Genomic DNA, 19,855 nt, shown 5'->3' on the forward strand with positions numbered 1-19,855 from the left:
ATGAACCAGTCCGCCATTGCCCGTAGTTGGGTAGAGCACGCCAACGGGCACAGCGACTTCCCGCTGCAGAACCTGCCGCTGGGCATCTTCAGCCGCCCAGGTGAAACGCCGCGCTGCGGCGTTGCCATCGGTGATGCGGTTCTCGACCTGGAGGCCGTACTGGCTGCCGGGCTGTTCGAGGGCCAGGCCAAGGCTGCGGTGGAGGCTACCCGTGGTGGTGCGCTGAACGCCTTTTTCGCCCTCGGCCGTGAGGCCCGCGTGGCGCTGCGCGAGCGATTGTTGGCGTTGTTGGGCGAACACAGCGAGCACCAGGCGGTGCTCAAAGGGGCGCTGCATCCTGCCAGCGATTGCCAATTGCACCTGCCAGCCAAGGTCGGCGACTACACCGATTTCTATGTCGGCATTCAGCACGCCACCAACGTCGGCAAGCTGTTCCGCCCCGATAACCCACTGCTGCCCAACTACAAGTACGTGCCGATCGGCTACCACGGCCGCGCCTCGACCCTGCGCCCGTCCGGCACCGATGTACGCCGCCCCAAGGGCCAGACGCTGCCCGCCGGGCACACCGAACCGACCTTCGGCCCGTGCGCGCGCCTGGATTACGAACTTGAGCTGGGTATCTGGATTGCCCAGGGGAACGAGATGGGGCAGGCGATTCCGATCGCGCAAGCCGATCAGCACCTGGCTGGCCTGTGCCTGCTCAACGATTGGTCGGCGCGTGATATCCAGGCCTGGGAATACCAGCCGCTGGGGCCGTTCCTGTCCAAGAGCTTCATCACCACGCTGTCGCCCTGGGTGGTCACCGCCGAGGCCCTGGAGCCTTTCCGTTGCGCCCAGCCGGCACGCCCGCAAGGTGATCCGCAACCGTTGCCCTACCTGCTCGACCCGCGTGACCAGGCCCACGGTGCCTTCGACATCGAACTGGAAGTGCTGCTGCTGACTGAGCGCATGCGTGAACAGGGCTTGCCGGCCCACCGCCTGGCGCTGAGCAACACCCTGAACATGTACTGGACCGTGGCACAGCTGATCGCCCATCACAGTGTCAACGGCTGCCAGTTGCAGCCAGGCGACCTGTTCGGTTCGGGCACGCTGTCCGGTGCTTCGCCCGATGCTTACGGCAGCCTGCTGGAGACCACCTTGGGTGGCAAGCAGCCGGTGGAGCTGGCCAGTGGCGAGCAGCGCAAGTTCCTCGAGGACGGCGATGAAATCATCCTGCGTGCCCGTTGCAAGCGGGATGGCGTGGCCAGCATCGGCTTTGGTGAGTGCCGCGGCAAGGTCATTGCCGCCAACTGAGGGAGCAGGGTAATGGAGCTGTACACCTACTACCGTTCCACCTCTTCCTACCGGGTGCGTATCGCGTTGGCGCTCAAGGGCCTGGATTACCAGGCCCTGCCGGTCAACCTGCTCAAGGGCGAGCAGCGCGGCACCGAGTATGCAGCGGTGAACCCGCAGGGCCGGGTACCGGCGCTGCGTACCGACGATGCCCAGCTGCTGGTGCAGTCGCCGGCGATCATCGAGTACCTGGAAGAGGTTTATCCACAGCCTGCGCTGTTGCCCAGTGGCGCTGCAGCGAGGGCCAAGGTGCGCGGTGTGGCGGCCATCATCGGTTGCGACATCCACCCGTTGCACAACGTCAGTGTGCTCAACCAGTTACGCCAGTTGGGCCATGACGAGGCCCAGGTCAACCAGTGGATCGCCCACTGGATTGGCCAAGGCCTGGCGGCTGTAGAGCAACTGATCGGCGACGATGGCTACTGCTTTGGTGAGGCGCCGGGGCTGGCGGATGTCTATCTGCTGCCGCAACTGTATGCGGCCGAGCGATTCAATGTCGACCTTGGCAGCTATCCGCGCATCCGCCGGGTCATGGCATTGGCCGCCAGGCATGCTGCATTCGCCATGGCGCACCCGTCCTGCCAGCCGGATACACCGGCTCAATGAATCGAACGCTTGGCCAGCGGTAACTGGCCGATACGTTCGGTCAGTTTCAGGCGCTGCACCGGATCCTCGGTGAGCAGCAAGGCATGCTCCAGGTCGAAGCGTTCGGCCTGGGGGCAATCGAGGTGCTGGTAGAGCGAGGCGCGGGTCATGTAGTCGCTCACTTGCACCGGGCCCAATTGCATGACCCGTTCGGCGTCGATCAGCGCGGCCAGGTGGTTGTCATTGCTGATATGCAACTGGCGCAAATTACGCGAAAGGCGCTGCAGCATCTGGGCCGGGGTAGCCGTTCGCAGGTGCTCGGCTGTCAGTGGCACGTGCGGGCCAAACTGGCGGGCCAGCAACTCGCGGCAATCATTGGGGTACAGGCGCCGGCCACCGCAAGGGTCGAGCAGGTGATCGGCACCGGGTACGCGCAGCAGAAAGTGCCCTGGGAATGCCACACCCTCCAGCGCTATGCACAGGCGCCGGGCCAGTTCCAGGGTGATGATGGCCAGCGCCAGCGGTTGGCCCCGGCGGCGTTGCAAAACCTTGTCCATCAGTGCTGCCTGCGGGCGCAGAGGGTGGTATTCATCCTGCTGGAAGCCCAGCGCATTGAGTTGGCGCAGCAGTGGCTGGGCCAGCTCGCACACCGGCAGCATCGGCAGGCTGGCACTGATTTCGGCTTGCAGGTGGTGCAGGCTGGCAAGGCTGGTGGCAGGCTCGACCTGGTGATCGTGCTCGGCGGCCATCCACAAGGCAGCCTCCAGCAAGGCGACCGGTTCGCGTTCCAGGCAGGCCAGGCAGGCTTGGCGTGGGTTCATCGGGGCATCTCCACATACCCTTGAGTAATAGCGCTGGCGGGGTGATTCGTCCAGTGGTCCGGTAGCAGCTTGGCCTGCATGCGGATGCCTATACTGCTAGGAGCACCTCGCAGGGGAGCCCGCCGATGTTCGCGCTGATGCAAAGCACCCGCACCCAGTCACTGCACCTGTTCAATGACCCCCAAACCGGCCTGAAGGCGGTTCTGGCCATTCATAACGAGATTCGCGGCCCGGCACTGGGTGGTTGCCGTTACCTGCCCTATGCAGACGACGAGAGTGCCATGGCCGATGCCATTCGGCTGGCGCAAGGCATGAGCTACAAGGCGGCGCTGGCCGGGCTGGCATTGGGGGGTGGCAAGGCGGTGGTCATGCGCAACCCGCACGTGGAAAACCGCGCGGCACTGTTCGAGGCGCTGGGGCACTGCATCGATACCCTGCAGGGGCGTTTCATCGTCGCTGTGGACAGCGGCACCTCCACGCTGGACATGGATTGCATCGCCCAGAGCACGCCCCATGTGACCAGCACAACGGCCTCGGGTGACCCCTCGCCGCATGCGGCGATGGGCGTGTTTGCCGGCATCCGTGCGACCTGCCTGGCCCGCCTGGGCAGCAGTGACCTCAAAGGCTTGCGCATTGCGGTGCAAGGCCTGGGCAACGTGGGTTATGCACTGGCCGAGCAATTGTACGCAGCAGGTGCCGAGTTGCTGGTGAGTGACCTGGACCCCGGTCGGGTGCGGCTGGCCGTGGAGCAGTTCAACGCCCATCCGGTGACCAACGACGCCTTGATCAGTACGCCCTGCGACATTTTTGCGCCGTGTGGCGTGGGCCCGGTACTCAATGGCCAGACGGTGATGCAACTGCGCTGTGCTGCGGTGGCCGGGGCGGCGAACAATCAGCTGACCACCTTGCAGGTGGCTGACCAGTTGGAGTCCCGCGGGATTCTTTATGCCCCGGACTACGTGATCAATGCCGGTGGTTTGATCTACGTGGCAATGAAGCACCGCGGCGAAGAATTGGCGACCATCACCGCGCACCTGGCGCGCATCCCGACGCGCCTGACCGAGGTGTTTGCCCACGCCCAGGCCGAGAAGCGCTCCCCAGCGCGCGTGGCGCAGATGCTGGCCGAGCGGTTGCTATACGGCTGACACTGCACGGCGGCCCTGCCGCCGTAGATCATTGGGCAGCGTCAGTGTCCAACAACTCACTCAAGGCGTCCGGCTGGCTCTTGAATGCCCGCGCGAACACGTCGCGGTTCTTCGCCATGTAAATGCCGGCTTCCTCGACCTGTTGCTCGGTCAGCGAAGGCACCGCCTTCTGCAGCACCTCGGCCAGGCGCTCGGCCAGTTCGAGCATCTTGTCGTGACGATCTGCTTCGGCCTTATCCATGAACAAGCGCTCCGGGTCGCGGCTGCTGCGGTACACCACTTCGACGGCCATTCATCACCTCTGTGCCTTTTTGCGGTTGGTTGATCGATTACTGTATGCGCATACAGTAATGGCAATCGTACCTCAGGTGCAACCCTTGCCGCAAAAAAGCGTAGCCCACAGGTGCCTTGCGGCAATTGGCCGCCTTCCAAAGCAGGGGCCTGGCCCTTTAACTGCATGGCACAAGCGTCACATGCGTGACGCACCATCCTTCATGTCGTATCGGGGAATCGCACATCGTGAACATCAAATGGGCAGAAAAGCTGCGCAAGGGCCTGCACGGCTCGGCCGACTCGCTGGGCAATCTGTGTGTAGAAGGGTTCCACTACCTTGCCCTGTTCGGCATCGGCGCCATTACCGCCTACGCGGCGGTGATGACGTTCCTGGACATGCTCGGCAAGGGTGGCATCAGCGTCGATGACATTCTGTTGCTGTTCATCTACCTGGAGCTCGGGGCGATGGTCGGGATCTATTTCAAGACCAACCACATGCCTATCCGCTTCCTGCTGTATGTGGCGATCACCGCGCTGACGCGCCTGCTGATCGGTGATGTGTCGCACCACAAGGCGCCGGATGAGGGGCTGCTGTACCTGTGCGGGGGCATCCTGCTGCTGGCGTTTTCGATCCTGGTGGTGCGCTACGCCTCTTACCGTTACCCCTCGACCAAGGTGCTGGACGCCAATGGCAAGGCAGTGGAGGACGGCAAGTAGCCGTCAGTTGGCGATGGCGTGACTTGGCTGCTGGCGCGGGTCGCGGGTGAGGGCGGCCAGCACCTGCAAAGGGTTCTGCCCCAGTTCGATGGCCAGGCCCAGGCGTATGCTGTCGATGACCCGCTGCAGGCGCACCGGGTCGTTGCGCTGGGCCTGGGTGATCAGGCGCTTGGCGACCACGCCGGCATCATCGGACAAGGTCAGCATGATGCTGCCGTCCAGGCGCTCGATGCTCAGGTTGACGCGGTACTCGGGGGCGAAGGCGGCGCTGATCTGCTCGAATGGATTGTTCATGGTCTGGGCCTGCAATAGGTGATTGCAGGAATTGACCGGGTAGGTGCCGGGTTGGTTCAGGGCATTTGATCGGTAGCCTGGCATCAACAGGGCAAGGCAATTAGCCACTAGTGTGGCTACACTCTTTTGACCAAAGCCGCGATGGCTGGCCTCTGGCCTGCAAAGGAGTGCCCGTGGTTCCCTCTTCCGCTGCCCGGCAGCGTGGCGCGATCGGCCTGATGGCGGTTACCACACTGGCGCTGGCCTTGTTGTTCATGCTGGTAGCGGTGGACAGCGGCCGTCTTTACCTTGAACAGCGCAAGTTGCAACGTATCGCCGACATGGCCGCGCTGGAGGCTGCTGGCCAGTCTGCCGTGTGCACCGGCAATGGCCCACAGGCCACGGCCATTGCCAGCATCGCCGCGGCCCGCAACGGCCACACGCCCGGCAGCCCGGTGGTGGCCAGCTGCGGTTACCTGCAGACCGGTGCCAACAGCCTGCGCACCTTCACCCATGACAACACCCGTAACGAAGCGATAAGGGTCGATGTCAGCAACACCGTCACCACCAGTTTCGCCGCCGGCATCTACCTGCTGACCCAAGGGGGGGAGGTGCCGCTGACCACGACCTTGCAGGCCCATGCTGTGGCATCGAAACCCTCGCCGCCACAGGCCATGCTGAGCATTCGCACTACGTTGGCTACGGTGAACTCGCAACAGTCGGTGTTGCTCGATGGCTTGCTCGGCGCCTTGGGTGGCAACGTGCAGCTTGGCCTGGCGGGCTGGAACGGCATCGCCGCAACCGACCTCAACCTGCTCGATTACCTCGACCAGTTGGCTGTCGACCTGCAATTGACCGTCGGCGACTACCAGCAGCTAGTCAATGCCGACGCCACCGCCACACAATTGCTGGAAGCGGCGGTCAAGGTGCTTGAGCAAAGCGGCGCCGCCGCCGATGTCGTCACCAACCTGGGCAAGGTCGCCCTGGGTGCCGGCAACAGCACCTTGCTGCAACTGGGCGAGATTCTCGATATTCAGAACGGTACTGCCCAAGCAGGACTGGACGCCAGCATCCAGCTGCTGCAGCTGGTGCAGGGGGTGATCCAGCTGGCGGCGAGCGAAAGCGCAGCCACTGCCGACTTGCCGCTCAGCGTGCTCGGCCTGGTCAACGGTCGGGTGCGGCTGAAGGTGATCGAGCCGCAACAGGTCTCGGCGGTCGGCGACCCGCGTACGGATGAACTGAGGGTTCACACCGCTCAGGTACGGGCGATGATTTCCCTCGACCTGCCGCTGCTCAGCGGGGTTTTCGGCTTGGCCAATGCGGTGCTCGACCTTGTCTCGCCGCTGACCAACGTGCTCAATAACCTGCTCAGCCTGAACCTGGCGTCGACACTGGAGTCGGTGCTGTGTCTGCTGGGTGTGCCGTGCACTGTCACCGACATCGTGCTCGTGCCAGACAGGCTTGAGCTGGACATTGGCCTTGAGGTCGCCGAAGCCACGGCGCGCCTCGACCCGCAGTCCCCTGACACGTTCAGGTGCTCGCCCAAGCGTTTGACCGTTCAGGCTCAGAGCGCTGCCGCCAAGCTGGCGGTGGGCCGCTTCGAATCCGCTGATGCGTTCTTCACCAGCGGCACGACCGTAGTCAAGGCCCTGCCATTGGTCGATATCGGCACCAAGCGCTGCACCAAGTTGCTGATACTCGGCACCTGCCAAAGCCGAATACCTTACGCCGGTGGTGGTCTTGGCCTGCGGGTCGACAGCAAACTGCTGGGCAGTGGCCCGGTAGAGCGCCCGTTGGTGTTCCAGGGGCCGGGCAGCGAACCGCCCAACATCGGCCAGCCCGCGGCCTACATGAACATGCGCCCCGCCAATGACAATGTGGTCGGCAGCCTCAGCGATACCTTGCTGGGCGTCCAGCTCCAGGCCTTCAAACCCAGTGCCAACAGTGGCCTTGGCGAGGTGTTGGTGATTGCCGGTAACGTGCTCGGTGTGGTCAAAGGCATCATCGAACCGTTGATAAGCGGGCTGCTCAGCCCGCTGCTCGACCCCTTGGTCAATGTGCTGTTGAAGGTGCTGGGAATCGACCTGGTCAATACCGACGTCGGTGCCAACCTCAGTTGCGCCACCGGCCGAGCTCAGTTGATGTTGTAGATGGGCAGCAATACCCGGAAGCAGGCGCCGTCAGCCCCATTGAGCGCTTCGAGCCTGCCACCCATGGCCTCGACGATGCCGAAGCTCACCGACAACCCCAGCCCGGTACCCACGCCAGCAGGCTTGGTGGTGAAGAACGGCTCGAAGATGCGCGCGATCAGACGCGGGTCGATACCCCCGGCGTTGTCGTCCACCTGCAGGCACAGTTGCCCTTGCTCGATACGCTGGCAGATGCCGATTCGGGGGCTGACCACCTGACGCTCGAGCAACGCATCCCGGGCGTTGACCATCAGGTTGATCAGCACCTGCTCGAGCTGGTCCTCATGCCCTTGCACCTCCGGGCAGAAGCCCGGCGCTTCGATCTGCAAGGCGACACCTTTGCCGCGCAACCCTTCACCCAGCAACGCTACTGCGCCATCCACCGCAGTCCACGCCGCAAACACCTGGTGCTCAAGCGCAGAGCGCCGCCCATAGGTGCGCATATGCTCCACCAGCCTGGCCACACGCCCCACCTGTGCATCGATGCGCTGCAGCTTGCCTTGCAGGTATTCGACGTCGAGCGCTCCGCTTTCCACGCGCTTGAGGGTATTGGCGATGGCCAGGCGCATCACGTTCAGCGGCTGGTTGATTTCATGCACCAGCCCTGTCGCCAACTCACCGAGCGTGGCCATCTTCGCGCCCTGCATCAGTTGTTGCTGGCTATGCCTGACCTGCGTGTTGTCGCGCCCCACTGCCTGCACTTCCAGCAGCCGGCCCTGCTCATCGAACAACCCACGCTCGGCCCACACCCACCAGGCATGCCTGTGCCCTGGCAGTTGCAGGCAGATCTCCGCGCTGCCCAGCGGCTGCTCGGGGGTCAGCGCGGCCAGGCGCTGCAGGAATGCAAGGCGCTGGGCTTCTGACATCCATTGGCCCAGGTTCATCTCGCGCAATTGCTCAGGGGCGCACTCCAGCTGGTCGGCGAGCGGCCGGTTGCCGAACAGCAATTGCAGGTCCGGGGTGTAGCGGCAGATCATCGCGGGAGAATCCTCCACCAGTACCCGGTAGCGTTCCTCACTCTGGCGCACACGCTCGGCAGCTTCGGTCGCTTCGCTGACATCGAGCCACAGGCCGACCACCTCGACCGGCTGGCCCAGGTCGTCACGCAACAGGCGGGCTTCGTCCAGCACCCAGTGGTAGCCACCCAGTTGATCGCGCAGGCGATAGCGGCTGCGTACCTGGCCATCGCGCAGCAGCGTACGTGTTCGTTCAAGCCACAGTGCCTGGTCGTGCGGGTGTACCGCCTGGCCTGGCTGGCGCGCCAGTTCGCTCTCTTTGGGCCAGCCCAGCATCGGCGTCAGGCTGGCGCTGAAAAATTCGCTGTGCAGCGCGCCCTCGCTACAGCGCTGGATATAGATCACCGCAGGCGAGCTGGCGATCAGGTTCTCCAGCCGGGCGCGCGCGGCGCTGGCCTGAAGTTCCTGGGCTTTCAGTGCGCTGATGTCGAGCACAAAGCCTTGCCCCTGCCCGCCGTGCAACTGCCCGACCCAGTGCAGCCAGCGCGGCGCGGCAGCACTGTCGGCTGCGAGCAGGCGCACGTTCAGGCTCAATGCAGCACCGTGGCGCAGTTGCTCCAGGGCCATTTGCGCAGCCTCCCGATCAGCCGGATGCAGGCGCGCCAGCCATTGCTCGAGGCTTACCGTAGCAGGCAGGTCAAGGCTGGCGGCCAGGGCCGGATCGAACTGCAGCAGCCCTTGACCGGGCCATTGCCACCAGCCTGCGCCCAGTTGCTGTTGCAACTCGTCCAGATGGCGCGAGCGCTGCTGCAACTGGTGTTGCCGCAGGCGCGCCAGCAGCGGTTCGAGCAAGGCTTGCAACAGCGCCTTGGCCGCCTCTGGCGCAGGTACCGACGGCGCGCCCGCACACAGCAACCAGGCCTGAACTTCATGGCCGTGGCTGTAAGGCACAAGGAACAGCGGTAACCCAGCGCACGTCGCTCGCCAGTGCGGCAAGTCCGGCGCGACCTGCTGAAAGTGGGCGGGAAGCGCCTGCAGCCACGGCTGCAGGCGTTGGTCATCGGGCCAAGGCCAGTCGTTTTCGCTGCAGGTATAGGCGCGCCAGCGCGCTTGGTCCGCCAACATCAGGCGTACCGAACCGGCGTGCCAGTGCTCGGCCAGGCGCAGCAGTTGCTCGGCGGTCGTCTGCGTCAGCCACGCTTCGCTGCAGTCACGCACGGCCTGGCCGACCTCTGCGGCCAGCTGGCGCTGGGTCAGCCACTGCTCCTGCTGAGCGCCTTGGCGCAGCAGGTCGCTGATATCGAACAGCTGCAGCATCCAGCCGATCGCCTGGTGTTGCAGCCAGCCGCGGGTCTGCAGGGCGTGGCCGTGCACGGTGTGAAAATCCAGGTCCAGCGCTTGCCATTGCCAATCGGCAGGCACACCTTCGAGGGCCAGCCAGCTGTGCCGATACAGGTAGTCGTGTATTCGCGCCTGGGCGTGGGCAGGTACGGCCAGCAGCGTGCGCAAGGGCCCGGCCAGGCGCAGCACGTGCCCGTGATCGTCCAGCCACACCTGCAGGCCCACCGCCTGCGGCATCTGCGCGGCAGGCTCTGCGGCTGGGCTGCCCAGCCAGCGATCGAACAGGCCGCTCACAGTTGCAGGCTCGCTTCGGCCCGCAAGCTCTCAGGCAAGCGGGGCACTTCGCCAATCAGCGGTATCACCAGCATCGGCAATACGTTGTGCAGTTTCCTTTTCGGATAATTGATCGTCACTTTCAGCAGCTTGTCATCATCCACGCTCACCTGTGCATCGGCCGGCTGGAAGTCCAGTGCCTCGGGCATCCAGGCCAACTGCTCGCGGATCACGGCGTGGGCAAGCGCCTGCACATCGTCGTCATAGCTTTCGCTGCTCGGGTCCAGGGCCACGCAGCGGCGTACGGCCTCGCTGCTGGCCTGGTTGAACGACTGCAGCATCAGCATTGGCAAGGTGTAGCTGACCAGGCCGTAGAACACGGTGAAAAAGATCATGAAGACGGCGACGAACTCGATGGCTGCTGCGCCTTTTTGCCGTGCTGGCGGGCCTGCTTGCATGATTGCGTCTACCCTGACGAGGAGTCCTGAGTTACAGCATAGAAGCCTTCGACGAACAGGGATGGCCAATTGCCAATATCCAGTATCGCCTTGCTGCTGTGGCTTGCCGTGTGCAGCGGGCAAGATGTCCGCGAACGGCAGATTTCCAACCTTCTGACCCTGGGGGTGGCAGCCTGTGCGCTGGTATGGCTGGTGGCTACCGGGCACAGCTGGATCGGCGCCCGGGCCAGTGATGCCGGCTGGGCACTGGCGAGCGTGTTGCTGCTCACATTGCCTGGCTACATGATGGGGCGTTTCGGTGCCGGTGACGTCAAGTTGCTCGGCGCGCTGGGGTTGGCCACCAGCCAGGCCTACGTGCTCGGTACGTTCATCGGTGCCGGGGGCTCCATGCTTATCTGGGCGCTGTTGCGACGCGGGACGCGGCGCAGGGCAGGGCAGGCGCCTGAAACGCAGCCATTTGCGCCCTTTGTGCTGGTGGGCTTTTTGCTGGCCTGCGTGTGCCTGCACTGAGCGTGCCCTGGCCTGGTCAGTTGTTGGACTCGGTCACCTTGGTCCAGCGATAGAAATCCGGAATGGCGTACTTGTAGGTTTCCAGCCAGCGCTGCTTGGACAGGTCGCGCTCGCGCGCCGTCTGCACCTGCAGGCGGTTGGACGCCTGTTCGCCACTGGACTGCACCCGCAGCAGCGCTTCGGTCGCCGTTTGCGCAGGCGGTTGCTGGCGTGGGTAATCCTCTGCCCAGGCCGTGGAGAAACCGGTGCAGCAGGCCAGCAGCATCACATACCTGATCATGACCTTCTCCTTCGCTCAGTTGACCATCACACGTTCGCCACCGGCCGAGGCTACCGGCCCGCGCCCGGTGGCTTTGATCTGGCTGGCGCGGGCCTGGGCCTGGGCGAACTGCGCCGGCTTGAGCCGCAGGCGGCCGACCAGGTCGGTGGCTTGCTGCCAGTTGTCTTGCAGCAGCGCCAAGGTCACCAGGTTGACGGCGGGCAGCGCGTTGCCCTCCTTGAGCTCGATGGCGGTCAGGAATTCGAAGCGTGCCTGTTCATACCTGCCCAGGTTCATCAGCACTACACCCAGGTCATTGCGAATGCGCTCATCGGTCGGTGCCAGCCGTGCCGCGCGCTGCAGGTTCTGCAAGGCCTGCACGTCATCGCCGCGGGCCGAGGCGAGCTGGCCCAGGCCATGCTCACCCTCGGCCGCGAGGCAGCCGCGGAGCAAGCTGCGGTACAGCGGTTCTGCTTCGCTGCGCCCCAGCAGGCGCGAGACCCTGGCCTTGCGCAAGCGTACCTGGTCAAGGGTGTTGGGCAACTGCTCCAGGTGCGCCAGGCTGGCGTGCGGGCGGCCATCGTTGAGCATCTCGTCCGCCAGGTTCAGTGCCAGTTGCTGGTCGGCGTCCGGCTTAGCGCAGCTTGAGGTGCCGAACCACTGCCCGAGCCCGCCAGGCTGCTGGCCGGCGCATCCCGTCAGCACTAGCAGGCCGGTGAACAACAGGGTCGCTTTCATCCGTTACTCCCTAGGGCCCCAAGGCCCGCGTCAAGGCGGAAAAACCCGGCCCGGCCAGGACGATGAGCAGTGCCGGGAAGAGAAATACCATCATCACCGCCGACATCTTTGCCGACATCTTCGAAACCCGCTCCTGCATGCGTGTCAGGCGCCGGTCGTCGAGCAGATCCTTGAGTGCGAGCAGCGACTTCATCGCGCCGCTGCCCTGTACCAGCAACTGCTGAAGGATTACGCAGGTATCGATGAATTCATCCACGGCCAACAGGCGGGCGGTCTTGTCCAGTTCCGGGCCGAGCGCCAGGCCCGAGTCCACCCGTTGCAGCACCAGGCGTAGCTCTTCGCTGATTTCCGGTAGCAGCGCCTGGCCTTCCTGGCTCAGCACCCGCAACGCCTGCTCTACGGCCAGGCCTGTCTCGAACAGAATACGCAGCAGCGGAATCATCAGGCTGACTTCCAGGGCGACCCGTTGCTGGCGCTGCCGGGCGGCCATCGCCAGCAAGCGTTTGGGCAACAGGTAGCTGGCACCCAAGGCAAACAGCGGCCAGACCAGCCAGTGTGTGCCCGCACCGCCCAGTGCGGCTTGCTGCAGGATCAAGGTCAGGACGACCGCCACCAGCGGCAGCCCCAGTTGCAGGGCAGCGAACAGCGCCCGCTGGCGGCTGCGGCGCCAGCCGACCCGGTCGAGCAAGGCCTGGGTTTCACCGTCGAGTTTCTGCAGGCGCTGCCCCAAGGGGCTGTTGCCCAGCCAGTGCAGCCAGTTCCCCAGGCGCTCCTCGCGCGCCAGCCGCCCCTGCAGCCTGCGCGTGACCAGGTAACGGGCACGCAGCTGACGGGCCGCCTGCAAGCCCAGCAAGCCGGCGGCGATGAACAGGCACACGGCACAAAGCAACAAGGCCATGGTCAAAGGCTCCTCATCATGCGCCACAGCACCAGGCAGCCGACCACCTGCAGGGCGAAGGCGAGCAGCAACATCATCTGGCCGCCGCTGTCTTGCCACAGGGTCAGCAGGTACTGCGGGTTGGCCATCAGGAAGTAGCCGACCATGCACAGCGGCAAGGCGCCGAGGATCATCGCTGTGATGCGGGTTTCGCCGGTCATCGCCTTGAGCTGGCGGCTGCCTTGTTCGCGCTCGCGGATCAGCTTGATCAGGTTCTCCATCAGCTCGCTGGTGTTGCCGCCGTAGCGCTGGTTGATGCGCAGCCCCATGGCGAACAGGCGCAACTCATCCTGGTTGTAGAGCCCGGCCATTTCGTTGACCGCATCGTCCAGCGGTACGCCCAGCTGCACGCTGCGCCGTATCCGGGTCATGGTCGAGCGCAGCGGCTCGCGCGAGCCGTCGATACCACCGAGTAGCGCATCATTGAGGGTTCGCCCGGCCTTGAGGCTGCGCACGCTGTAGTCCAGCAGTGCGGGCAGTTGCGCGACAAGCTGCTGCACACGCCGCCGGTATAGCCAGCTGAGGGTGAAATAGCCGAGCAGCGGCAGGCTCACCAGCACCATCAGCGCGGCCACCCACCCGGCGCCCAGCAGCGCCACCAGCGCCAGGCCCAGCCAGGCCAGCAGCCAGCGCTGCGGTTGCCAGTCGGTGGCGCCAAGCCCGGCCCGTTGCAAGAGCGGCTCGAGCCAGCCGCGCCGTGCGTTGGCGCTGCGGGCCAACTCAAAGGCCCGCCCCAGGCGCTGGAGAATGCGCTGTTCGCTGCGCTTGTACAGGCCCAGGCGAAACAGCATCAGGGAGACGCCCAGCAACAGGGGCGCCAGCGCCAGCAGCAGGGGGCCGGTCATTGCACACCTTCATGGCGCAGTTTGCTCCCCGCGGGGTTCGGCGCCTCCCGTAGAAACACGTCGCCACCGCGGCGGTCGAGGCGGAACAGTGTGCTGGTCACGTACACGTCATCACGCACGCCGACCACTTCCAGGATTTCACTGACGCAGCGGCGCCCGTCGGGCAGGCGCGCCAGCTGGATCACCACGTCCAGTGCCGCGCAGATCATCTGCCGCAAGGTCTTCTCGGCGATTTGCCGCCCGCTCAGGCCAACCAGGGTTTCCAGGCGCAGCAAGGCGTCCTGCGCGGTGTTGGCGTGCACCGTACTCATCGAGCCATCGTGGCCGGTGTTCATCGCCGTGAGTACATCCAGCACCTCGGTACCGCGGATTTCACCGAGGATGATACGGTCCGGGCGCATGCGCAGGGCATTGCGGATCAGCTCGCTGGCCTTGATCTCGCCATGCCCCTCGGCATTTGGCGGGCGGGTTTCCAGGCGTACCACGTGGGGATGGTGCAGTTGCAGTTCGGCGACGTCTTCGATGGTCACCAGGCGCTCGCGTGGGGCGATCATCTGGCTGAGGATGTTCAGCAGGGTGGTCTTGCCGGTGCCGGTGCCGCCGCTGACCAGGATGTTGCAGCGCCGGCCCACGGCGCGTTCGAGGAAGTCGAAGATAGGTTGGTCGATGGCACGGGTGGCGAGCAGGTCGGCGCTTTTGAGCATGTCCTGGCGGAATTTGCGGATCGACAGGCAGGGGCCGTCCAAGGCCACCGGTGGAATGATCGCATTGACCCGGCTGCCGTCGGGCAGGCGCGCGTCGACCATCGGCGACGATTCATCCAGGCGCCTTCCGAGCGGTGCGAGGATGCGCTGCATGACGCGCTCGACGTGGTGGGCATCGATGAAACGCAGGTCAGTCTGTTGCAGTTGTCCGCCGCGCTCGACGAACACCCTGTGCGGTCCGTTGACCAGGATTTCGGTGACACTGGCATCACGCAGCAGCACCTCCAGCGGCCCGAACCCGGTCAGCTCATCGACCAGTTCTTCGGCCAGGCGCTCCATTTCATAGCGTGACATCGCCAGGCGCAGGCGGGCTACGTAATCGCTCACCTGCTCCAGGACAAATTGCGTCAGTGCCGGGCGCGCGCCTTCGAGCAGGTTGCGGCCGCTGTCTTCGATGGCATCGATGGCAAAACGGTGCAGTGCACGCTTGAGCGCATAAGGGTCGCCCGAGGCATGGTGAGGGCCGCCGAAGGGTTGGTCGCCGTTCATTTGCTACCCCATAGCCGGCGCAGCCAGGTAAAGGCCGGTGGCGCAAGGTTCTCCGAGCGCTGCGCCAAGCGCTCACCCAGGCCGCGCAGGGCCTGGGTCAGGTTTTCCCGCGGTGCCAGCTCGAACAGGCTCAGGCCCTGGTTTTTCACGTTCAGCCGTACTTCGGGGCTGTCAGGCATGACTTTGAGCAGGGGCAGGCCGTAGCGCTTGGCCAAGCTCTCGGCATCCGGCGCGACATTGCTCAGGTAGCGGTCGACCAGCAGGCTGGCATGCTCCAGCTTGATGCCATGATCGCGCCACAGCTCCAGCACTTCGAGGTTGCGCCGGCAGTCGAGGATGTTCTGGTCGGTATAGATGATGAGCTTGTCGCAATGGCTGATGATGGTGCGCAGGGCCTCGCTGTCGGCATGCCCGGTCAGGTTCACGACGATGTGCTGAAAGTGCTGGCGCAGTGCGCTGAGCAGCATGTACAGCTCGGCGGCACTGGTCTTGCGCAGAGGTTCGTCATCTTCGGCGAAGGTCAGCAGGCGCAGGCCTTTCTTGTCGCGGGTGAAAGCGCTGTCGATCAGGGTGGTGTCGAGCCGGCGCAGGTGGCGCAGGGCATCGCCGAAGTAAAACGACGCCTCCAGCCCCAGTAGCGCCAGGCTGTCGCCACGTGGCATGCCCAGGTCCAGCAGCAGGGTCTGCTGGCCGCTTTCCTGGACCACCCGCGCCAGATGCGTGGTCAGCAGCGCACCGTCGGCACCGGTCTGCACGCCGTACAGCACGGTCAGGCCGCCCAGGCTGGGGTTGTTGGTGACGGTGGGCATGCGTTTGCCCAGGCGCCTGACCAGCCCGGCCACTTCACTGGCCCGCGATCCATAGGCGACGAAATCGCGGGCGCCGGCACGCATGGCGTGCAGCACCAGCTGATTGTCCATGCCATCACCCAGGGCGACGATCGCAAGCAGCGGCTTGGCCTCGAGCACGCCTTCGATCAGTGCGCACTGGTTGACCAGTTGCTCACGGTCCAGGCCGATGAACACCAAGGTGCTGAACGTCGCATTGATCAGCGCCAGCAGCTCGTCGAGGCTGCCGCCACTGGCACCGATCACCTGGCCTTGGGGGGCCAGCGCGCTCTGCAGCCACTGCAGGTCTTCTTCGTTGCGGGTGATGCCCAGAAAGGTCTGGTTGAGGCTCTCGTTCATCGTGATAACCCGCTTTGGCCATCGAAGTTGCCGTTTTCCATGAAGAACAGCCGGCCCCAGCTGGGGTCGTAGGTGCGCAACCCTTCACCGGGCAGTTCCGGCAGGCGGGCATTGGCCGCCAGCGGTTGAACCAGATGCGGGGTGACGATCATCAGTAACTCGGTTTCCTCACGTTCCAGGGTCGATTGCCGGAAGAACGCGCCAAGGATCGGCAGGTCGCCCAGTCCGGGGAGTTTGTTCACGGCCGAACGGGTGTTGTTGCCGACCAGGCCGCTGATGATGAAACTCTCGCCATCGGCCAGGGAAATGCTGGTATCGGTGCGCCGTATGCTCAGCCCCGGTACGCTCGTGCCGGCAATGGTCACCGCGTTGGTGTAATCCAGCTCGCTGACCTCAGGCGCTACCTTCAGGGTGATGCGGTCGCGGCTGATCACGGTCGGCGTCAGGGCCAGGCGCACACCGAACTCCTTGTACTCGATCGAGACGTTGTCGCTGCCGGCGCTGGGTACCGGGATCGGTATCTCGCCACCGGCCAGAAAGCTTGCCGTCAGGCCGCTGAGCACGGTGAGGCTGGGGCGCGCCAGGGTGTAGGCGAAGCCGCTGTTCTCCAGTGCATTGATGGCTGCCAGGAAACGGCTGCTGCCGCCGCCCCAGACAATGTTGAACACGCCGTCGTCGAGCGGGATCTGCGGCGAGGTGACAGGCACGGCGCCCGGCGTCACCGATGTGCCTGGCACGGTGCCCGGCGACCCGATCAGGCTGTTGTTCGAGCCGCTGAAGAACAGGCGGGCGCCGGCTTCCTTGTACTTGGTGCGGCGCACCTCGACGAAGCGGATATCGGCCTGCACCTGGCTCGGCAACGCCGGATCCAGCGACGGTGGCAGGCCCGTTTCGGCCATGGCGGCGCTGGCCTGGCCGTTGACGAACAGCATGGCCCGGTGTGGCGCGGGGGCGCAGGCCGTCCACAGCATGAGCGTGGTATTGCCCTGGCCCACGGCGGTCACCAGTACGGCGCGGTCACCGCTGGGTTGCACATCGGCAACGTTGGGGTCGCCGACGGCAGCCCGGGTGATTGCCAGCGGCAAGCGCAATTCTTGCTGCAGGCCTTGATCGATTTCGATCACTGAAGGCAGTTGGGCAAAGGCTTCGCAGCCTTTGCTGGCGCCATCGGCGTGCGGCAACAGCGCCATCATGAGCAAGGCCAGGCATGTGTGGCTGGCGAACCGTTTTGCACTGCAACGCTCGGAACTGCGCATACTGCATCCTTGCCTTGTCAGGGGGTCTTGTTGGCGTCCGCGGCCTGTGCGCCACGGATGATCTGCATGCTCGCAACGGCTGCAGCGGTTGAGGCGGTTTTGGCCAACGGGGCCTGGGAAAGCTGGCTGAACCGAAAGAGTTCGCGGTTGATGGTTTCTACCTGAGGCTTGCTATCCGCTTCGGCCCAGTAGCGGGCCAGCCGCTGCTCGGCGGCACTGCGCACGGCCAGGCGCAGGGTGCCGACCTGGGCTGCCAGCATCAGGCGGCTGGCCAAGGCTTCAGGAACGGCCAGCACCACGGTGTGGGTGCTGGCCGGGTTGCTTGGGCGCGCCTGTTCGCGTCGGGCCTTGAGTTCCTCGGCGGTCAGTGCCGGGCGGCCGTCATTGGTAACGCCCATCTGTTCGCCGACGCTCAGCACGCGCAGGGCCGGCAACACCACCTGGGCAGAGGATTGTGGGTTGTTGGCCTCTTCGCGCAGGTACAGCAGCACGTCGACAAAATCACCTGGGTACAGTTGCCCGGCTGCGCCGACCACTTCGTCCACGCCGACCGCCACGGCCCGTTCGTGGGCGCGGATCATCCGTGCCAGCGGTCCGCCAGGCTGGAAGCTCGATTCGTCCAGCCAGCTACCTGCCGCCAGTGGCCTGGCGCTGCTGCGTCCGATCACCTGGTCTACGTGCTGGAAGGCCCCGTCAGGCACCACCTGCAAGCGCTCGAGCAGCACGTCGTCTGCAGTCAGAGGCGTATTGGCCGGCAGCGCCTTGCGCAGCACGACGATAGGGAAGCGCTGGGGCTCGGGCGGTTTTGGGGTGGGCGCGGCAACCACGGCTGCCGGCTGTTCGGCGACAGGGGCTACTGGCTGGGGTGGTGCAGCAGGGCGGCTGAGCACCACGCCCCAATAGCCTGCCAGCAGTGCGCCGATCAGGAAAACTGCAGCCAGAATCATGGTCAAGCGACTGCTCATGTCTGGCCTCCGTGCACATGGTCGGGTGGTGGCAAAAAGTTACTATTTCGCTATTGCACGGTAGCCCACCCATCGCCATTCGCCATTAGACGCAGGCGTTTTTTTCACGCCCGAATGTAAAATCAATTAAAACAATCAGTTGATGAAATCGACGGCTTTAATGCTTTTGGATTATCACCTGTTGACTAATGCTTTTTTATATTTGCGGACGGCGCCAGCTTGGCAATCCTTTGATGGCAAACAGGCGTCACTTTGACACCATTGTCGCCGGCGATGTCGCCGCAAGGAGCTGGTCATGTTGCTGAAACAGGTCATCCTTCACTGCAAACAATTCTTGCGTCGCAAAGACGGCGCTTCGGGCATCGAGTACGCGGTCATCGCGGCAATGGTGGCGGTGGTGCTGGCGGGTTTCGTCACGCCCATCTCGACCCAGATCACGGCGATGTTCACCGCGATCCAGGGGGCTCTTTAATCCCTAACCCTACGATGTTCAACGCCTCACCGGGCCAGGTGTCCAGGAGCCGCACATGCAGAACTCGCCCTCGCGTCAGCAGATTCTTCTGGTCGATGACGAGCAAGAGCATCTACTTGAGTTGGCCGAACTTCTCGAGAGCGAGGGGTACTACTGCCATACGGCAGGCTCGGTGAAAGCTGCACTGCAACTGCTCACCCGGTATCCGGACGTTGCCTTGGTCATCACTGATCTGCGCATGCCGGAGGAAAGCGGCATCGATTTGATCCAGCGCTTGCGCGACCATACGGCCCGCCAGCATTTGCCGGTGATCGTCATGTCGGGCCACGCCGGTGCAGACGACCTCAGCGACCTGCTGCGCCTGCAGGTGCTGGACTTCTTCCGCAAGCCCATCTATTACGCACGGTTGCTGGAGACACTGGACAACCTGTTCCCGCAACCGTTGTTGCAGGTTGCCAAGTACTGACTCCACGCAGCGAAAGCAGAAACGAAAACGCCCGGCACATGGCCGGGCGTTCTGGTTACTGGCAAGGATCAGGCGTCTGGGTCATTGAGCTCCAGTACACCGCGCTTGCTGCGCAGCTTGCCGTAGAAATGATCCAGCGCATTGTTCAGCTTGCTGGCTGCCCCATCCACAGCCTGGTCCAGCGAAGCGGCGGTATGGGTCACGGAAATCGGTTGATGGCCTTTGGGGCGAGCCTCCATCTGGCAGCGTTTGTCATGCGGTCCGGGCTTGGCGCCGTTCTCGTCGCGCAGGTGCACCTCGATGCGGGTGAGGTCCTCCTCGTAACGTTCGAGCGTGGTTTGCAGCGTACTGCGGACCCACTCGTTGAGACGGATGTTGCCTTCGATATGGTTGCTGCTGTTGACCTGGATTTGCATGATTCAATCCTTATTCAGCTTGCTCGCATGGAGGCGTGCCTAGGCCCTTGAGGCCCTTGGTAATGCTTCGCCTCTTGACTCTAAGGTCAGGCAACCGAAGCCTGAATTCAAGCCCTTCGTGAAAATAAATGTTCTGTTGCAATTGGCATCGCAAAGGCTACTGGGCTGCCCTTGACGAGCGAAGGCCT

At 64.3% G+C, this 19,855-nt stretch carries 22 protein-coding genes; 8 read left to right on the forward strand and 14 right to left on the reverse strand.

The annotated features are described in order from the left end of the window. The gene (fahA, locus tag JNA92_RS21625) at positions 1 to 1,293 is read left to right on the forward strand and encodes a fumarylacetoacetase (RefSeq protein ID WP_241806567.1); all 1,293 of its coding nucleotides are present in this window, start codon (positions 1 to 3) and stop codon (positions 1,291 to 1,293) included. A 12-nt stretch (positions 1,294 to 1,305) separates the two neighbouring features. Continuing rightward, complete coding sequence (gene maiA, locus JNA92_RS21630; protein ID WP_241806568.1) at positions 1,306 to 1,938, forward strand: maleylacetoacetate isomerase; 633 nt, start codon at positions 1,306 to 1,308, stop codon at positions 1,936 to 1,938. On the opposite strand, the gene JNA92_RS21635 is transcribed toward maiA, so the two are convergent. Then, positions 1,932 to 2,738, reverse strand: coding sequence for a SirB1 family protein (locus tag JNA92_RS21635; protein ID WP_241806569.1), 807 nt, complete (start codon positions 2,736 to 2,738; stop codon positions 1,932 to 1,934). The genes maiA and JNA92_RS21635 overlap by 7 nt on opposite strands. Positions 2,739 to 2,863: 125 nt before the next feature. On the opposite strand from JNA92_RS21635, the gene JNA92_RS21640 reads away from it, so the two are divergent. Further along, entirely contained in the window at positions 2,864 to 3,883 is a 1,020-nt protein-coding gene (locus tag JNA92_RS21640) for a Glu/Leu/Phe/Val dehydrogenase family protein (protein ID WP_241806570.1), read from the forward strand. Between the two features lie 28 nt (positions 3,884 to 3,911). Here JNA92_RS21640 and JNA92_RS21645 read toward each other — a convergent pair whose 3' ends face one another. After that, entirely contained in the window at positions 3,912 to 4,175 is a 264-nt protein-coding gene (locus JNA92_RS21645) for a YebG family protein (RefSeq protein ID WP_241806571.1), read from the reverse strand. A gap of 227 nt (positions 4,176 to 4,402) precedes the next feature. Here JNA92_RS21645 and JNA92_RS21650 point away from each other — a divergent pair, with 227 nt between their 5' ends. Next, positions 4,403 to 4,873 carry a phosphate-starvation-inducible protein PsiE gene (locus JNA92_RS21650; RefSeq protein WP_039604338.1) on the forward strand — a complete coding sequence of 157 codons (471 nt, stop codon included), beginning with the start codon at positions 4,403 to 4,405 and terminating at the stop codon, positions 4,871 to 4,873. Positions 4,874 to 4,876: 3 nt separating this feature from the next. Here the strand turns inward: JNA92_RS21650 and JNA92_RS21655 are convergent, their stop codons facing one another. Continuing rightward, a complete protein-coding gene (locus tag JNA92_RS21655; RefSeq protein WP_241806572.1) occupies positions 4,877 to 5,167 on the reverse strand; it encodes a DUF3509 domain-containing protein in 291 nt (96 codons plus the stop codon). A 173-nt stretch (positions 5,168 to 5,340) separates the two neighbouring features. Here JNA92_RS21655 and JNA92_RS21660 point away from each other — a divergent pair, with 173 nt between their 5' ends. Next, positions 5,341 to 7,296 carry a pilus assembly protein TadG-related protein gene (locus JNA92_RS21660; RefSeq protein ID WP_241806573.1) on the forward strand — a complete coding sequence of 652 codons (1,956 nt, stop codon included), beginning with the start codon at positions 5,341 to 5,343 and terminating at the stop codon, positions 7,294 to 7,296. Here JNA92_RS21660 and JNA92_RS21665 read toward each other — a convergent pair. Both JNA92_RS21665 and JNA92_RS21670 read right to left on the reverse strand, forming a co-directional pair. Then, positions 7,281 to 9,926: a PAS domain-containing sensor histidine kinase gene (locus JNA92_RS21665; RefSeq protein ID WP_241806574.1), complete on the reverse strand. Its 2,646-nt coding sequence runs from the start codon at positions 9,924 to 9,926 to the stop codon at positions 7,281 to 7,283. The genes JNA92_RS21660 and JNA92_RS21665 overlap by 16 nt on opposite strands. Beyond that, a complete protein-coding gene (locus tag JNA92_RS21670; RefSeq protein WP_241806575.1) occupies positions 9,923 to 10,363 on the reverse strand; it encodes a TadE/TadG family type IV pilus assembly protein in 441 nt (146 codons plus the stop codon). Before JNA92_RS21670 ends, JNA92_RS21665 begins: the two co-directional genes overlap by 4 nt. 75 nt (positions 10,364 to 10,438) lie before the next feature. Between JNA92_RS21670 and JNA92_RS21675 the strand changes: the two genes are divergently transcribed. After that, positions 10,439 to 10,873: a prepilin peptidase gene (locus tag JNA92_RS21675; protein WP_241806646.1), complete on the forward strand. Its 435-nt coding sequence runs from the start codon at positions 10,439 to 10,441 to the stop codon at positions 10,871 to 10,873. Positions 10,874 to 10,889: 16 nt separating this feature from the next. Here the strand turns inward: JNA92_RS21675 and JNA92_RS21680 are convergent, their stop codons facing one another. The 8 genes from JNA92_RS21680 to cpaB are packed head-to-tail and all read right to left on the reverse strand — an operon-like array spanning position 10,890 to position 18,313. Beyond that, positions 10,890 to 11,153: a DUF3613 domain-containing protein gene (locus JNA92_RS21680; protein WP_241806576.1), complete on the reverse strand. Its 264-nt coding sequence runs from the start codon at positions 11,151 to 11,153 to the stop codon at positions 10,890 to 10,892. A gap of 15 nt (positions 11,154 to 11,168) precedes the next feature. Then, positions 11,169 to 11,870, reverse strand: a complete 702-nt coding sequence (locus JNA92_RS21685) for a tetratricopeptide repeat protein (RefSeq protein WP_241806577.1) — start codon at positions 11,868 to 11,870, stop codon at positions 11,169 to 11,171. Positions 11,871 to 11,880: 10 nt separating this feature from the next. Continuing rightward, entirely contained in the window at positions 11,881 to 12,768 is an 888-nt protein-coding gene (locus JNA92_RS21690) for a type II secretion system F family protein (protein WP_241806578.1), read from the reverse strand. Positions 12,769 to 12,770: 2 nt separating this feature from the next. Then, positions 12,771 to 13,652 (reverse strand): type II secretion system F family protein, encoded by an 882-nt coding sequence (locus JNA92_RS21695; protein ID WP_241806579.1) that lies wholly within the window; start codon positions 13,650 to 13,652, stop codon positions 12,771 to 12,773. After that, positions 13,649 to 14,905, reverse strand: coding sequence for a CpaF family protein (locus tag JNA92_RS21700; protein ID WP_241806580.1), 1,257 nt, complete (start codon positions 14,903 to 14,905; stop codon positions 13,649 to 13,651). Before JNA92_RS21700 ends, JNA92_RS21695 begins: the two co-directional genes overlap by 4 nt. Next, positions 14,902 to 16,092, reverse strand: coding sequence for a pilus assembly protein (locus JNA92_RS21705; RefSeq protein ID WP_241806581.1), 1,191 nt, complete (start codon positions 16,090 to 16,092; stop codon positions 14,902 to 14,904). Before JNA92_RS21705 ends, JNA92_RS21700 begins: the two co-directional genes overlap by 4 nt. Then, positions 16,089 to 17,348 carry a type II and III secretion system protein family protein gene (locus JNA92_RS21710; RefSeq protein ID WP_431312477.1) on the reverse strand — a complete coding sequence of 420 codons (1,260 nt, stop codon included), beginning with the start codon at positions 17,346 to 17,348 and terminating at the stop codon, positions 16,089 to 16,091. The genes JNA92_RS21705 and JNA92_RS21710 overlap by 4 nt, the downstream gene beginning before the upstream one ends. 17 nt (positions 17,349 to 17,365) lie before the next feature. Beyond that, the gene (gene cpaB, locus JNA92_RS21715) at positions 17,366 to 18,313 is read right to left on the reverse strand and encodes a Flp pilus assembly protein CpaB (protein WP_241806582.1); all 948 of its coding nucleotides are present in this window, start codon (positions 18,311 to 18,313) and stop codon (positions 17,366 to 17,368) included. A gap of 295 nt (positions 18,314 to 18,608) precedes the next feature. Here cpaB and JNA92_RS21720 point away from each other — a divergent pair, with 295 nt between their 5' ends. Both JNA92_RS21720 and JNA92_RS21725 read left to right on the forward strand, forming a co-directional pair. Beyond that, complete coding sequence (locus tag JNA92_RS21720) at positions 18,609 to 18,785, forward strand: Flp family type IVb pilin (RefSeq protein WP_241806583.1); 177 nt, start codon at positions 18,609 to 18,611, stop codon at positions 18,783 to 18,785. 55 nt (positions 18,786 to 18,840) lie between these two features. Then, on the forward strand, positions 18,841 to 19,251 hold the full coding sequence (locus JNA92_RS21725) for a response regulator (protein ID WP_241806584.1): 411 nt from the start codon (positions 18,841 to 18,843) through the stop codon (positions 19,249 to 19,251). Positions 19,252 to 19,319: 68 nt separating this feature from the next. On the opposite strand, the gene JNA92_RS21730 is transcribed toward JNA92_RS21725, so the two are convergent. Beyond that, entirely contained in the window at positions 19,320 to 19,667 is a 348-nt protein-coding gene (locus JNA92_RS21730) for an HPF/RaiA family ribosome-associated protein (protein ID WP_241806585.1), read from the reverse strand. Positions 19,668 to 19,855: the final 188 nt, after the last annotated feature.

It is taken from the genome of Pseudomonas putida, assembly GCF_022627325.1.
Classification (GTDB): domain Bacteria; phylum Pseudomonadota; class Gammaproteobacteria; order Pseudomonadales; family Pseudomonadaceae; genus Aquipseudomonas; species Aquipseudomonas putida_X.

What these genes read in the sequence shown, in the direction of transcription:
- fahA (WP_241806567.1), top strand. Translation starts at nt 1, where the DNA reads ATGAACCAGTCCGCCATTGCCCGTAGTTGGGTAGAGCACGCCAACGGG.
- maiA (WP_241806568.1), top strand. Translation starts at nt 1,306, where the DNA reads ATGGAGCTGTACACCTACTACCGTTCCACCTCTTCCTACCGGGTGCGT.
- JNA92_RS21635 (WP_241806569.1), bottom strand. Translation starts at nt 2,738, where the DNA reads ATGAACCCACGCCAAGCCTGCCTGGCCTGCCTGGAACGCGAACCGGTC.
- JNA92_RS21640 (WP_241806570.1), top strand. Translation starts at nt 2,864, where the DNA reads ATGTTCGCGCTGATGCAAAGCACCCGCACCCAGTCACTGCACCTGTTC.
- JNA92_RS21645 (WP_241806571.1), bottom strand. Translation starts at nt 4,175, where the DNA reads ATGGCCGTCGAAGTGGTGTACCGCAGCAGCCGCGACCCGGAGCGCTTG.
- JNA92_RS21655 (WP_241806572.1), bottom strand. Translation starts at nt 5,167, where the DNA reads ATGAACAATCCATTCGAGCAGATCAGCGCCGCCTTCGCCCCCGAGTAC.
- JNA92_RS21670 (WP_241806575.1), bottom strand. Translation starts at nt 10,363, where the DNA reads ATGCAAGCAGGCCCGCCAGCACGGCAAAAAGGCGCAGCAGCCATCGAG.
- JNA92_RS21680 (WP_241806576.1), bottom strand. Translation starts at nt 11,153, where the DNA reads ATGATCAGGTATGTGATGCTGCTGGCCTGCTGCACCGGTTTCTCCACG.
- JNA92_RS21685 (WP_241806577.1), bottom strand. Translation starts at nt 11,870, where the DNA reads ATGAAAGCGACCCTGTTGTTCACCGGCCTGCTAGTGCTGACGGGATGC.
- JNA92_RS21690 (WP_241806578.1), bottom strand. Translation starts at nt 12,768, where the DNA reads ATGGCCTTGTTGCTTTGTGCCGTGTGCCTGTTCATCGCCGCCGGCTTG.
- JNA92_RS21695 (WP_241806579.1), bottom strand. Translation starts at nt 13,652, where the DNA reads ATGACCGGCCCCCTGCTGCTGGCGCTGGCGCCCCTGTTGCTGGGCGTC.
- JNA92_RS21700 (WP_241806580.1), bottom strand. Translation starts at nt 14,905, where the DNA reads ATGAACGGCGACCAACCCTTCGGCGGCCCTCACCATGCCTCGGGCGAC.
- JNA92_RS21705 (WP_241806581.1), bottom strand. Translation starts at nt 16,092, where the DNA reads ATGAACGAGAGCCTCAACCAGACCTTTCTGGGCATCACCCGCAACGAA.
- JNA92_RS21710 (WP_431312477.1), bottom strand. Translation starts at nt 17,348, where the DNA reads ATGCGCAGTTCCGAGCGTTGCAGTGCAAAACGGTTCGCCAGCCACACA.
- cpaB (WP_241806582.1), bottom strand. Translation starts at nt 18,313, where the DNA reads ATGAGCAGTCGCTTGACCATGATTCTGGCTGCAGTTTTCCTGATCGGC.
- JNA92_RS21720 (WP_241806583.1), top strand. Translation starts at nt 18,609, where the DNA reads ATGTTGCTGAAACAGGTCATCCTTCACTGCAAACAATTCTTGCGTCGC.
- JNA92_RS21725 (WP_241806584.1), top strand. Translation starts at nt 18,841, where the DNA reads ATGCAGAACTCGCCCTCGCGTCAGCAGATTCTTCTGGTCGATGACGAG.
- JNA92_RS21730 (WP_241806585.1), bottom strand. Translation starts at nt 19,667, where the DNA reads ATGCAAATCCAGGTCAACAGCAGCAACCATATCGAAGGCAACATCCGT.